The 12,837-nt window shown below is 38.8% G+C and carries 11 protein-coding genes; 1 reads left to right on the plus strand and 10 read right to left on the minus strand.

Going from position 1 to position 12,837, the window contains the following annotated elements; all coding sequences use genetic code 11:
• Positions 1-9 precede the first annotated feature (9 nt).
• The 5 genes from AC3ANV_RS18820 to AC3ANV_RS18840 form a co-directional block, all read right to left on the minus strand.
• The gene (locus tag AC3ANV_RS18820) at positions 10-3,147 is read right to left on the minus strand and encodes an AAA family ATPase (RefSeq protein ID WP_488310211.1); all 3,138 of its coding nucleotides are present in this window, start codon (positions 3,145-3,147) and stop codon (positions 10-12) included.
• Entirely contained in the window at positions 3,144-4,289 is a 1,146-nt protein-coding gene (locus tag AC3ANV_RS18825; protein ID WP_488310212.1) for an exonuclease SbcCD subunit D, read from the minus strand. The genes AC3ANV_RS18820 and AC3ANV_RS18825 overlap by 4 nt, the downstream gene beginning before the upstream one ends.
• Positions 4,290-4,487: 198 nt before the next feature.
• Positions 4,488-4,688: a cold-shock protein gene (locus tag AC3ANV_RS18830; protein ID WP_007083969.1), complete on the minus strand. Its 201-nt coding sequence runs from the start codon at positions 4,686-4,688 to the stop codon at positions 4,488-4,490.
• 601 nt (positions 4,689-5,289) lie between these two features.
• A complete protein-coding gene (locus AC3ANV_RS18835) occupies positions 5,290-5,646 on the minus strand; it encodes an ArsR/SmtB family transcription factor (RefSeq protein ID WP_488310213.1) in 357 nt (118 codons plus the stop codon).
• A 19-nt stretch (positions 5,647-5,665) separates the two neighbouring features.
• On the minus strand, positions 5,666-7,411 hold the full coding sequence (locus AC3ANV_RS18840) for a SulP family inorganic anion transporter (RefSeq protein WP_488310214.1): 1,746 nt from the start codon (positions 7,409-7,411) through the stop codon (positions 5,666-5,668).
• A 342-nt stretch (positions 7,412-7,753) separates the two neighbouring features.
• Here AC3ANV_RS18840 and AC3ANV_RS18845 point away from each other — a divergent pair, with 342 nt between their 5' ends.
• Entirely contained in the window at positions 7,754-8,542 is a 789-nt protein-coding gene (locus tag AC3ANV_RS18845; protein ID WP_488310215.1) for a TIGR00266 family protein, read from the plus strand.
• Between the two features lie 299 nt (positions 8,543-8,841).
• Here AC3ANV_RS18845 and AC3ANV_RS18850 read toward each other — a convergent pair whose 3' ends face one another.
• The 5 genes from AC3ANV_RS18850 to AC3ANV_RS18870 all read right to left on the minus strand — a co-directional run bounded on the left by AC3ANV_RS18850 (position 8,842) and on the right by AC3ANV_RS18870 (position 12,825).
• A complete protein-coding gene (locus AC3ANV_RS18850; RefSeq protein WP_488310216.1) occupies positions 8,842-9,906 on the minus strand; it encodes a DUF3900 domain-containing protein in 1,065 nt (354 codons plus the stop codon).
• Positions 9,907-10,036: 130 nt separating this feature from the next.
• The gene (locus tag AC3ANV_RS18855) at positions 10,037-11,497 is read right to left on the minus strand and encodes a DUF4153 domain-containing protein (RefSeq protein WP_488310217.1); all 1,461 of its coding nucleotides are present in this window, start codon (positions 11,495-11,497) and stop codon (positions 10,037-10,039) included.
• Between the two features lie 69 nt (positions 11,498-11,566).
• Complete coding sequence (locus AC3ANV_RS18860; RefSeq protein WP_488310218.1) at positions 11,567-12,205, minus strand: HAAS signaling domain-containing protein; 639 nt, start codon at positions 12,203-12,205, stop codon at positions 11,567-11,569.
• Positions 12,186-12,533 carry a PadR family transcriptional regulator gene (locus AC3ANV_RS18865; RefSeq protein WP_488310219.1) on the minus strand — a complete coding sequence of 116 codons (348 nt, stop codon included), beginning with the start codon at positions 12,531-12,533 and terminating at the stop codon, positions 12,186-12,188. The genes AC3ANV_RS18860 and AC3ANV_RS18865 overlap by 20 nt, the downstream gene beginning before the upstream one ends.
• Before the next feature lie 115 nt (positions 12,534-12,648).
• Positions 12,649-12,825, minus strand: coding sequence for a hypothetical protein (locus AC3ANV_RS18870; protein WP_488310220.1), 177 nt, complete (start codon positions 12,823-12,825; stop codon positions 12,649-12,651).
• Positions 12,826-12,837 lie beyond the last annotated feature (12 nt).

Here is a 12,837-nt window from a genome sequence, read left to right on the forward strand (position 1 = left end):
TTCTTAGTTTTAATTTGTAAAAATGAACTCCGTCCTGCTTCCCGTTTGACCCGCGATAACTTCAAGTCTCACATCAATTCGTTCTTTAAGTTCAGGAACATGTGAGATTATTCCAACTAAGCGGCCGCTGCTTTGAATGTCCATTAACGCTTCAATGGCCTGGTCCAGAGATTCTGGATCAAGCGTTCCAAAGCCTTCATCGATGAACATCGTTTCCAAAGATACGCCGCCAGCATAATTCTGCACCACATCAGCCAACCCTAAGGCTAGAGACAATGCTGCCTTAAAGCTTTCTCCGCCCGATAACGTTTTGACATGACGCTCCTGACCGGTATACTGGTCAAAAACAAGCAGCTCCAAACCACTTTGGACATTTCCTTTTGAACGGTCAGTTTTTCGAAGAAGCTGAAATCGGCCCGCGGTCATTTTCCTCAAACGGCTATTGGCTTCTCGTAAAATATCGTCCAAAAACGCAGCAAGCACAAAACGCTCAAAAGTAATCCGATACGTATTCTGACCTCTCGCAATATCATATAGATGACCGATAAGCTTGTATCTTTCCTCCAGAACCTTCATCTGTTCATTTAATCGTTCCACTAGATTATATATTTCTTCATTGTCCCGCTTTTTCACAAACAAATCCGTGCGTTTATGATTTAATGACTCAATTTCTGCAGCCAGTTTACCAAGTAAAGCTTTCAATCCATCCACATCGGGCTTTTTCACATTTGCTAATCGTTCCGTTAATTCTTTAAGGCGATCCGAAACAGAGCGTAAATCCTCATGATATTTGCGGATTTCATTTTCTAGCGCGCGGATTTCCCCTTCCGGCTGCTTCGAAGCATGATACACTCCATAGTTTTCAAAGCCTTTTTCAGAAAGCTGCTGTTTAAAAATTTTCCGCTCTGTATCTAGTTCACTGTGTTTATCCCTATGGTGTTTCTCTGCATCTATTAATCTAGCTGCTTCCGCTGAAAGCTTTTCTTTTACAGCCTGAAAACGCTGCTGTGCTTCCTCCAGCTGTTTAACTAAGATTTCATAATCATTTTTTGCAGCCGCCAAAGCTTTTTCGTATTCCGATTCGGAACGGAGATTTTCCGGAATCATATTGGTCATTCTCGTCAAATTCGTTTTCTTTTCGGTAAAATGAACCATTAATTCGTTTACTTCACCCAAATACAGTTGAATGGCTTTTTGTAGCGACTCTTTTTCAGTTTCTATTTTCTCTAATTGTCGTTTTAATGAATCAAACTGTTTATTTTGCTCAAAAAGTTTACGCTGTGTATGCATAAGACGATTTTTAGTAATTGACACCGCTGATTTTAAATCATGCAAGTCCGTTACACTAAAATCTTCTCGATAAGTCCGAATTTCGTTTAACACTTCTTCCATCGCTTCCTGCTGCCGTTTCTCAACAGATTGACTGTCGTAATAAGCGGATTCCGCTTTGGACTTTTCTTTTTCCAGCTGTTCAAGTTGCTCCTTGGCGGCCTTTAAGTGCTCCTCTTTTGGAATAATACCATCATTAAATGGCGCCGGAGAAGGATGGTGTTCGGAACCGCAAACCGGGCAAGCCTCTCCTGTTTGAAGCCTTTTCGCTAGAAGTGATGCCTGTCCATGGAGCCATTTCTTTTCAAAATCTTCGTTTATCGCCTTCATATCCAAGTATCTTGCAACCGTATTTTCGTAGCGGTCTGTTATTAATTTGAGATTCTCCTTCGCTTTTTGATGCTGCTCAAGCAATGTTTCAAATTTTTGAAACCGATCAAACTCAGCCTGCAGCTTTTCCACTTGTCGCTCATTTTCTAAGAAGGTTAGTTGCCCCTGTTCAATTTCCGCCTTTTGTTGAAGAAGATTTTTTTGTTTTTCATCTATTAATAATAGATTTTTTTCGGAATAGTGATGTTTTTCCTTGGCAGTATTTAGTGAAGATTCAACCAATGCAGCTTCTTTTACCAGGGCTGCAAATGAATAGACATCTTCTTTCATATTGGAAAGACGATTGATATACTCAAGAGCTGCTTCCCGCTCTCCTTCTCGCTCAAGTTCACTTTGCAGCTTCTGTTCAAGCTGGTGCGAAATCCCGTGCAATTTTTCTATTTCCGCTTTAATCGCAGAAACATTTGCTTGTAATTGGTCTGCTTCCCGCTTTAAGCGGTGGCAGAGCTCCTCTTGTTTCGCGAGGAGAGCTGCCTTATGCGCCATTTGCACCTGCTTTTCTTTTTCCGTAAACACATCCTTCTCTTGATCAAGACCAGCTTTTTGCAACTTCAGCTCTTCTTTTAATTGAAGCTGCTTGAAAATTGCCTCAGCCTCAAAAAGCTGCCCCTTCACTTGATCCTGCTCCAGTTCCTTTTCTTTTATTTGGCTGTTCAACTGATCAAGTAATTCCGACATCCCGGTTATTTCTGCTGATAATAACGGTATAATAATTGTATCATTGACGCTGCCGGCATTGAGGTAGTTCGCAAGTTCTTCATTCGTTGTCGCCTGTATGCGGCGTATGGCTTCACTTCTTGCTTGCACTTGATCCTCAACTGATTTTTTTAATTCTGATGCTTCGGCTTTTAGTTTATCTTCTACTAATTTATAGATTTGTGTATGAAACAGTCGCTGTAAAATGACTTCCTTATCTTTGCTATCAGAAGTTAATAGCTTGCGGAATTCACCTTGAGGAATCATTAATATTTGCCGGAATTGATTGCTATCGATGAGCATGATTTCTTTAATTTTTTCTTCAACTTCATTAACCTTAGAGGCAATGAGTTTTTTTTCTCCATTTTCATCCCATTTATATAATTCAGCTTTGGCCCCAATTTGGGTATAACCGTCACCCTTTTCTTTCTTTTTCTGCTGTTGAGGTGACCTTGTGATGGAATAACCTTTATTTCGAAGGGAAAAATCAAGCGAAACCTCTGTTAACAATTCCTCTTTGGCAAATTGGCTTCGAAGTTCGGGCCCATTGCGATCCTCACCGCTCGCTTTTCCATATATAGCATAGCTGATGGCATCGAAAATCGTAGTCTTTCCGGAACCTGTTTTTCCGGAAATCACAAACATCGTGCGGTTGCCAAGGATAGTAAAGTCAATTGTCTCTACGCCGGCGTATGGTCCAAATGCTTGCATCGTTAATTTCAACGGCTTCATTTAATAACCTCCTCTTTCAGCACTTTTCCGATCACATCTGCCATCGCATCTTTTTTCTCAATGGTAAATTCTGAAGTAGTCATTTCTGTGTAAAATTGTTCAAACAGTTCAATTTCCGACTTTTTCTCACTTTGAGCAGCGTTAAAGGACTGCTTTTTCTTCATGTCGGTTACATCGATTTTCCGCTCAAGATGCAATACATTCGGATATACCTGGCGCAACTTATTGATAGGATCAATTAATGCCCCTTCATCAAGCAAAGTAATTTTCAAATAATCATGTAATCTTTCTTTTTCATAAAATGCCGGATCCAGTAATTCCTCCAGATGTCCTTCTAACTCGCGCATATCATGAGTGGGGTTTAGAGATCGATAACGATGGGTAAACTGACCTTTCTCATCCATTTCAATGATAGAAATTGATTTTTTTTGCTTTGCTTCAGAAAAAGAATATTTCAATAGCGAACCTGCGTATTTAACCTTTTCATGTTTGATGGCATCCGGACTATGAAGATGTCCTAGTGCTGTATAGGAGAAGGGATTAAAAAGCTCTGCTCCGACACATCCGGATCCTCCTACAGAGAGTATGCGTTCAGAATCTGAAGTTTGTCCACCAAGCACAAAGGCATGTCCCACCAATATGTTCGGCTCACTCGGATTTAAAGTTTCTTCCATTTTTCCAATCAATGCTTTCATAGCATCCTGATGGGAATGAATCGAATCATCCTCAAGTAGTTGGCGAACGACCCCCGGCTCTGCATACGGTACAAGATAAAAATTTACTCCGTTGATCTGTGTTGGTTTGAAGCAATTATCAAGCTTCCCTGTAAGATAGAATTGACTGTGCTTATACCACGAGCTGCCGAACGAAAGGCGCTCTGCACTATCATGGTTCCCGGCAATGGCAACAATCGGTGTTTTCAGCTCAACATTGATTTTAAACAGTATTTCATCTAAGAGCTCCACTGCATCCGTTGGCGGAACGGAACGGTCATAAAGGTCTCCGGCAATGACAACCGCATCCGGCTTTTCTTCACCGACAATGGCAACAAATTGCTCGAGTGCTTCCCGTTGGTTCTCCGTCATATAAACACCATGTACCAATTTGCCTAAATGCCAATCTGCTGTATGGATAAACTTCATATTCTTCACCTCATTATTTATAAACCATGTTTTGCAATAATACTATTATAGCAAAATACTATTGATTAAGACCTTGGAAAACCAAGAAATTACAGGGAACACGGGTGGTTTTATCCCGGCGTGAGGATCTATTAAACACTTTAAACAACAAAAAACAGCCCGGCAATTAACCGGACTGTTATCAATAGTTATGTCAAATTACTTTTTAGTTACGTTAGCAGCTTGTGGTCCACGAGCTCCTTCAACTACTTCGAAAGATACTTCTTGACCTTCTTCTAAAGTTTTGAAACCTTCTGTTTGGATAGCAGAATAATGAACGAATACGTCGTTACCGTCTTCAGCTTCGATGAATCCGAAACCTTTTTCTGAGTTAAACCATTTAACTTTACCGTTTTTCATGTAAAAAAATCCTCCTATTGGCTTAGCAATAAGCCATGTGTAAAATTCACCAAATCACAACGTAGATAGCTTTACTTTCATTTCCTCATCCAAACTTCGGTTAAAACTTTGAACAAAGCGTGTAACATAAATCTAATCACGTGCAACGGCTGTTTAAAATTTAACATTTTATATTAATTCTGTCAAGAAAGGGAGGGCGACAGAAAACGACAACATTCATGTTCTTTCCTTTATTCGTTCGGGCAGATTTTGTATCGATTGGACCATCATATCAAGCTTTGTTTCTATCCGATAAAGTAAGTATAATGACATAACTATATTGGGGATCCTACCTGACTAATGATGGGTGTAAGCTCATCAACGATTCTATCTCCTTTCTTCTATTTTTTAATTAGAGGATAAAGAAAGACCATATGAATCCAGCCTTTTCTCTATTAATTATGCAAGTTCATACTGGTTCTACTTCGTTCTACAACTCTAGCACCTTGAGCGGAGATTAAAGACTTCTTTAAAAATCAGCAAGAAAAAAATCATACATTCATCGGGATTTGTATTAATTTGTAGAAAAAAATTTCTATTAAAATAAAAAAAGTCGAAGATATTAATTCTTCGACAGTGTTATTATTTCATCTTCTTCATCTTTAAACTTATCCAATATTGTTATCGTATCAACGAGATGATTATTAAAGATTTGCCGGGCAACTGCTAATAGTTCAATAATCATTGGATCCTTTAATGTGTAAACGACCTTATTCCCATCCTTTGTACCGGAAACTATATTCTTGGCACGTAACACCGTTAGCTGCTGTGAAACGGCAGACCCTTCACTACCAACGAGGGTTTGAATTTCATTTACATTTTTATCCCCTTCTGCTAATAGTTCTAGAATGCGGATTCTCAAAGGATGTGCAAGAGCTTTGAAAAATTCCGCTTTAAATTGCTGCATTTCAAGATTCAATTTGGTCTCTCCTTTACTACTAAAAACTAGGCGAAAGCTTTGGTTTGTTGTCCACCGTCTCCGAAACCGAAAGCTTTTGACATTCTCTAAAGGCAAAATGCTTGCACCCCAAGCACTTATTTTTATCAAGCTGGGTAAGGGCATATTGAATGGCTTCACCTGTGTGTTCAAAAAAATGTTCATCGCCGATAATTTGATACAAGCCTGTTTTCTTCAAAACATTCTCTGGTTGTATATTAAGACCCGATATAATCACTATACCATTTTTCGAAAAATGGCGTACAATACTGGCTAAATTAGCTTCTCCTGTCGTGTCCATTAAAGGAACCTTACTCATACGCAATAACAGAATCTTAGGCCGATAGTTAATAATATTCATAATGGTTTTCTCAAAGGTTTGTGCGGCTCCGAAAAATAGTGGACCTTCCACATTATAAATACTTATTTGCGGACAGTCATGCGTATCCGTTACCATCTGCGTTTCCACTTTTTCATGTATATGTCCTCTATTTGGTAGTGCCTTCGCCGTAACCATGACATCACTCATCCGTTTGGTAAATAGAATGGCCGACATTACTAAACCGACTTCAACAGCTGTTGTTAAATTCACAAAAACCGTTAATAAAAACGTAACTAAAAGGACAAGAGAATCCGTCGATTTTGTTTTTAATATATGGGAAAATACTTTTCTTTCACTCATATTCCACGCAACCACCATCAAGATTGGTGCCATACTTGCGAGCGGTATATACGATGCATATGGAGCAAAAAACAGTAAAACGAGCAGAACGACAATACCATGAATAATCCCTGAAAAAGGAGAAACGGCACCATTTTTTATATTCGTCGCTGTCCGGGCAATAGCACCTGTTGCCGGAATCCCTCCAAACAATGGGGTAATCATATTGGCAATCCCCTGCCCGATTAGTTCTTTGTTACTATTATGACGGCTATTCGTCATCCCATCTGCCACCACTGCGGAAAGAAGTGATTCAATTCCACCAAGCATAGCAATGACAAATGCCGGTCTCAACAACTTAACAATCACATCAAAATTCACACTTGGTATATGAAGCTGAGGTAATGAGCTCGGAATCTGCCCATAGCTGCTTCCGATTGTCGCCACATGAGTTGGATAAAATAATGTGGCAATGAGTGTTGATACGACTAAACCAATTAATGGACCGGGTACTCTCGGTGCCACTTTAGGAGTCAGGATTACCGTTACTAAACAAATTACCGCTGTGAATAGGCTAAAAATATTTACTGAACCAAGATGTACGAAGATTTCTTTAAGGTTTAATATGAACTCCTCATGCTTTTTTAAACCATCCAATCCTAAGAAACTAGCCATTTGACCTGCGAAAATCGTGATTGCAATTCCCGTGGTAAATCCAATTGTTACAGGTCGTGGAATATACTTAATCAATGAGCCCAGTTTAAAAACTCCCATTAGCAAAAGGATAACACCTGCTAAAAATCCTGCTATGAGGAGGTTTTCATAGCCATATGTCATCACGATTCCAAACAAAATTGGGATAAATGCCCCTGTTGGACCCCCAATTTGATATTTTGACCCGCCACATAGAGAGATGAGAATTCCTGCAACAATGGTTGTGTAAATCCCATACTCCGGTTTAACTCCTGAAGCAATTGCGAATGCCATCCCAAGCGGAATCGCGATGACACCAACAATTAATCCTGAAAGCAGATCCTTTGGTACGTTTTTTAAGGAATAATGATGAAATCTCTGGTCAATAAACATATGAACCCTTCTCACTTTATATTTTTGTATATCTGATTATTTGAATATAAAATAATAGCATGTAATAATCAAGACTTTTTTTCAAAAAAAATACACTTGTTTCATTTAATATAAAGTGATATAATTATTAAGCGATGAGCTGAGTTGTGTAAGCCGAGAAGCATTCCTTATCGGAACACACTATGTGGAGTGTGGTTTCTCGCCTCAATACGCAAAGACGTCTGTGAATACAGGCGTCTTTTTTATTTTTTGAAAACTTCTCCAGTTTATAATAGCGCTTTTCAAAGTAATCTTTTAAAATGAAGTTTGAGGCTTTGATTTCAAAAAAGTGGAGGGTCTGAAATGAATAACCACGATATCGATTATAAAATTTATGGCGATGATATGCAGTTCGTTGAGGTAGAGCTTGATCCTCAGGAAACGGTTGTTGCAGAAGCCGGCGGTTTTATGATGATGGAAGATGACATACATATGGAAACCATCTTCGGCGACGGATCTGGCGGCGGCGGCGGTCTAATGGGCAAATTGTTTAGTGCCGGAAAGCGCATGCTTACTGGAGAAAGCTTATTCATGACCACCTTTACAAATCTTGGGGCAGGCAAAAGACGGGTTTCATTTGCAGCACCTTACCCTGGGAAAATCATTCCATTGGATTTAAGTGAATTAGGCGGAAAAATAATCTGTCAAAAGGATGCTTTTCTTGCTGCAGCAAAAGGGGTTTCCGTCGGGATTGAATTCCAAAGAAAAATCGGTGCAGGATTCTTTGGCGGTGAAGGCTTTATCATGCAAAAACTTGAAGGTGACGGTCTTACTTTTGTTCATGCAGGTGGCACGATTACAAAAAAAGAACTTCTTCCAGGGCAAACACTACGAGTGGATACCGGCTGTTTGGTAGCCATGACCAGTAATGTCAGCTATGATATTGAATTTGTAAAAGGGGTTAAAACAGCGCTCTTTGGCGGTGAAGGCTTATTCTTTGCCACACTAAGAGGACCGGGTACTGTTTGGATTCAATCACTGCCATTTAGCAGACTTGCAAGCCGGGTATTTGCCGCCGCACCATCTCGCGGAGGAGCCAAGGATGAAGGCAGTATTGCAAAAGGAATTTTTGATATTTTTAGTGGGGATTAAGTAGGTGTTTTTGGGAATTGGACTAATTTTAGCGAGCGGGATCACTGTGATCTTGCTCTCTTTAATTTACTAAAGCGTTCTAAAGTAAAGATTAAGGCACTTCTTAAAATGAACAAGCTATCCAAAAAGGAAAAAATGGCCCGGAGAAGACTTCGAGCCATTCTGTTTGTGTTTTATACTGCGTTTTAATTTAAAGTTTGTGATTAGTAGTGAGAATCTACCTTCGATATACAGTTTTGCACCTCACAAGTTAACCCGTTAGCTTCAGCCCGGTTTTCACTTAGTTTAGCCTCAACTCGTTATCCATGTTTCCTGCGAATTTTTTCAATCACATTTTCAACATCATCCGGTCGTAAAAACTCAATTGGAGAAAATCCTTTTTCAAAAACGACTGAGTCTGCCTCTACCATCAGTAAATATTTCCCATTCACCTTCGCTAAATGAATGGTATCACCAAAATCAACAAGCAACCCTTTTACAGAAACATGGTCTAACTTCATTTTCAATTCCAGCTCAGGGCTGTGCTCGATAATTTGCGCAGCTGCTTCGATGACTTGTTCAGTTTCAAAATGTTCTTGTAACTCCCGCTTTTCGCTTGCAGCCCAAATTTCCATCGCACCTTCAAATTGCTGCCGCTCTTCACTCTCCGGTTCGAATGCTTCTTCCACATGCCCTCTGACCATCTCTAATACCTGCGTCTTAACAATTTCGGGCATTGATTGGGAATATTCAACATATTTAAGGAAATCTTCAAAATATCGGGCATGAGAGGATTGATTTATTTTCAATTCATTTTCCTCTAAAATTCCTTCCTCGGGCATATAAGGATATTGAATTGATTTCATATTTTTCGTTGTGATCGCCATCTCCACGTGACGAATAAGTGTTGATTCATCTGAAATGGAAGCAACCTTCGGCTCGAAATCACATTTTAAAATAAAAACAAAAGGATCATCAAAATAGCGTGCAAGTTTTGCTGAAGCAACCAAAAATACCCCTCCACGAACCGCACTTGTGTTCAAATAAGTATTTACAAATTTTTCTGATTCTACTTGGAAGTCTTCCTTAGACTCTGCAAAACGAGTGCGATAAAACAGATTATAATTTGGATTCGATGTTACATCATGTCCTTCCTCTACGACAAAGTAGCCAATCTTAGTCGGAACTTCTTCTGCCTTCGGATGTCGTTCTACCTTTCTTTTAACGATCTTGGCAAATTCACCATCGAGGAAATCTTTCAAAGAACTATTTTCATATTCCTGTTCATCCATCGTTTGAAAATGCTTGTAGTGTTTATCAGCCTGTTCCCCTTTTCCCTCCACTTGGATTAGAAAAAAGGATAAGTATTGTATTTGAAAATCCATTATTTTCACCTGTTTTCTTAAAATCAACTTTTTCAAGTATAAAAAAGAGGCCTGCTTTCGTCAAATGGACTATTGCTTATTTCCAACCAAAAAGGGCTACTCATTTTGAGTACCCCTTAATTTCAACAAATTAAAAATTAATTTGCTTTAATTTTTCATAAGCCTGAGTTTTTTTCAAATTGGATGACTGCCACGGTTGGTGTATTTTCATCGTTTCATTTTTTCGTTCAATTAAAATGGCCTTCAAATCCATTACATGCGGATTTTTTTCATAGAGGTCTATCAGCCCTAGAACGCCTGTGTAAGACAACTCATCAAGGTAATGTAAGTCAATTTTACCGCTTGTTTCGTATCGGGCCAAATTTTCCTTTACTACAATTTTATCTAAATCTATTACGGTAATTGCCGTGTAATAAATTAAGGAAGCAATAAAATAAAAGTGGAATAATGACAGCTTTTCAACCCAGATTTTCACCAATGTATAGGTAAAGATAATAACTAGAAAGATCATAAACGAATGCACAAGCACACGTAGGAATGTAAACCCGTAGGCTTCCTCATACATTCCCATGCGCAAAAATGCGGAACTCAACATCACGCAGCTTGAAAGAACAAGGATAGTCAACATGATTTGCTTGAATCGTTTTAAAACACCTGTTACGGAGTCAACTAGAGTTAAGACAAAAACTGTCATCGATAGATTGATTAATGTAACAAACAAAAGCTCAAAAAATCCTTTTCTTGCATACTGAGCATAGGTAAAATCTCCTTGCAATGTGCCGCTAAAGAAATATTTAAATTGTACGATTGTAAATAGAATATATACTGCATTGATAATGACAAGAACAGTTACGGCAATAATCGAATCAATTTGCGGGATGATTAACTTTAACTCCGCTTGAACGGCCTTTAATTGTTTTTTCATAAGTGTCTGCATCAATCCGAAAAAAGCAAAAGTATAGATTAAAATGATAACCATTCTGAAAACACTCGCAGTATCAATCAAGTGGAACCATTGGGGAACCCCGCCAATTAATCGGTCAAATTGACTGTCTGCGGACATGAGCAAATTGAGAACAACTGCAAGGACTGGAACGGAAATCAAAATCCCAATGAGAACCTTTTTCCATACTAAGTACTTGCTTTGTTCAACCCCCTGCCTTATCCCTTTTCCTAAAAAAGAGGCGAAGACTGCATTATATTTCATCGACTCCAAAAGCCTTGAGAGCATATATGCTGCAAAGACCGGGCGATTCCACTGCCAACTTTTTGGACTTGTTATCAAAACAAGGTGGAAAATGACCAAGCTTGGAATCACTAGTAAATTAAGGATGTAAAATAGCTGGCTATTATTGATATAATAGCTGCCTGAAAGTAGCCAAATGCAAATTAAAACTAGGTATCCTATTCTTTGATGAGAAAAAGAATAGTGACGATATCGCCAAAAAAACACCGAATAAAATGCTGCAATAAATAAAAAATAGGAAATACCGATATAACCGCCGAAGAAAAAGGCTTTTTCTGCTACTATTCCTAATAGTAGACATAAGAAAAAAAAGATCCAATCTGATTTACCAATTTTCGTTTCCATATTCATCCCTCTTTTGCACAGATTTTCTATATACATAGTTATACTAGGTAAAAAAACAAAAAAAAGTGCTTATATCGAAGCTTTTTTCCCCCACCGATATCCAAGCCAACTTACGGGATAAAGAATGATGGTAAAAATGATACAAGCGATAATAAACTGGTTTGTTAATAACGGGTCAAACCAAGCGTGCGGAATAATCCGAAAAACAGTTAGGACCATTAACAGGATATTGGGTATAAGCGAAAGTAGAAATGTATTTTTTAAAAGTCTTCTGCCGCTATGTCCAAAGCCTTTGCCAATTTCATATCCAAGCAAAGCCCAGAAGAACAAATATAAAATGGCAATTAAGGTTGGAATAGCAGTTAAGTGACTCCAAATGGCCGATAGCCAATCCCATTGATACAAATTATGTGCCAAGGTTAACAAGCTGCCGCCGCTAAAAAATAGGATATTCATGAGGATAAACATCCACTTCATGTTACTCGGCGTTACCGATAATTCATCCCTCCACATCAAAGCGATTTCATTAGGAGTGCCAAGCCTGGAAACGATGCGTTCCATTAGCTCATCCTCATGATGACAATCAAAGGATTCGATCAGGATTTCATCGATATGCGTCTCATATTCGGCTAATATATTCTCTTTATCTTGATGGCTTCCAAGACCTTGGGACAATTCTTTTAGAAACCTATTCTTTGGCCGTTCCATGCTTCGATCTCCCTATTACTTTGTTCATCACTTGAACAAAATCCTGCCACTCACTCACTTTTTCCTCTAACACTTCTTTCCCTGCTTGGGTAATCCGATAATACTTCCGTGCCGGGCCCTTTTCCTGCTCCTGCCAATAACATTCAATGTACTCCTGCTTTTCAAGCTTGTGGAGTGCCGGGTACAATGTCCCTTCTTTGACACTTAAGCCATTGTCACTGCGTTTCTCTAACTCTTTTACCAACTCATAGCCGTACATATCTCTCTCGTTTAATAATTGAAGCAAGATTAGCGACGTACTGCCTTTTACCAATTCACGATTAAACATTTTATCACCTACCTAGTTTTATTAGGTATATAGAAATTCTATAACATTTGAATTTCATTGTAAACAATTAGTAAAAAAATAGTGACGAATTTTTTTCGTCACCTAGAAATAACACTTATTTATTTTTCGAATTGTTCGTTTGCCGCTGAATTATACGATCTCTTTCTCCTCCATCTGCAAGCTCTTCTGAAAATTCATGGCTAGCGTTCTTTCCTACTAACATCTCGGATGAACCGATTGTGTTCGAAGGTAAATTATTGTTAGCTGCAGCCTGCTCGTTCCATTTTCCCATTTAAGACACCTC

Source organism: Neobacillus sp. DFD-2R (assembly GCF_057747865.1).

Bases quoted from the DNA above. Each gene is read 5' to 3' on its own strand.
- AC3ANV_RS18840 (WP_488310214.1), bottom strand. From the start codon at position 7,411: ATGTTTATTGACCAGAGATTTCATCATTATTCCTTAAAAAACGTACCA.
- AC3ANV_RS18830 (WP_007083969.1), bottom strand. From the start codon at position 4,688: ATGAAAAACGGTAAAGTTAAATGGTTTAACTCAGAAAAAGGTTTCGGA.
- AC3ANV_RS18870 (WP_488310220.1), bottom strand. From the start codon at position 12,825: ATGGGAAAATGGAACGAGCAGGCTGCAGCTAACAATAATTTACCTTCG.
- AC3ANV_RS18860 (WP_488310218.1), bottom strand. From the start codon at position 12,205: ATGGAACGGCCAAAGAATAGGTTTCTAAAAGAATTGTCCCAAGGTCTT.
- AC3ANV_RS18855 (WP_488310217.1), bottom strand. From the start codon at position 11,497: ATGGAAACGAAAATTGGTAAATCAGATTGGATCTTTTTTTTCTTATGT.
- AC3ANV_RS18865 (WP_488310219.1), bottom strand. From the start codon at position 12,533: ATGTTTAATCGTGAATTGGTAAAAGGCAGTACGTCGCTAATCTTGCTT.
- AC3ANV_RS18845 (WP_488310215.1), top strand. From the start codon at position 7,754: ATGAATAACCACGATATCGATTATAAAATTTATGGCGATGATATGCAG.
- AC3ANV_RS18820 (WP_488310211.1), bottom strand. From the start codon at position 3,147: ATGAAGCCGTTGAAATTAACGATGCAAGCATTTGGACCATACGCCGGC.
- AC3ANV_RS18850 (WP_488310216.1), bottom strand. From the start codon at position 9,906: ATGGATTTTCAAATACAATACTTATCCTTTTTTCTAATCCAAGTGGAG.
- AC3ANV_RS18825 (WP_488310212.1), bottom strand. From the start codon at position 4,289: ATGAAGTTTATCCATACAGCAGATTGGCATTTAGGCAAATTGGTACAT.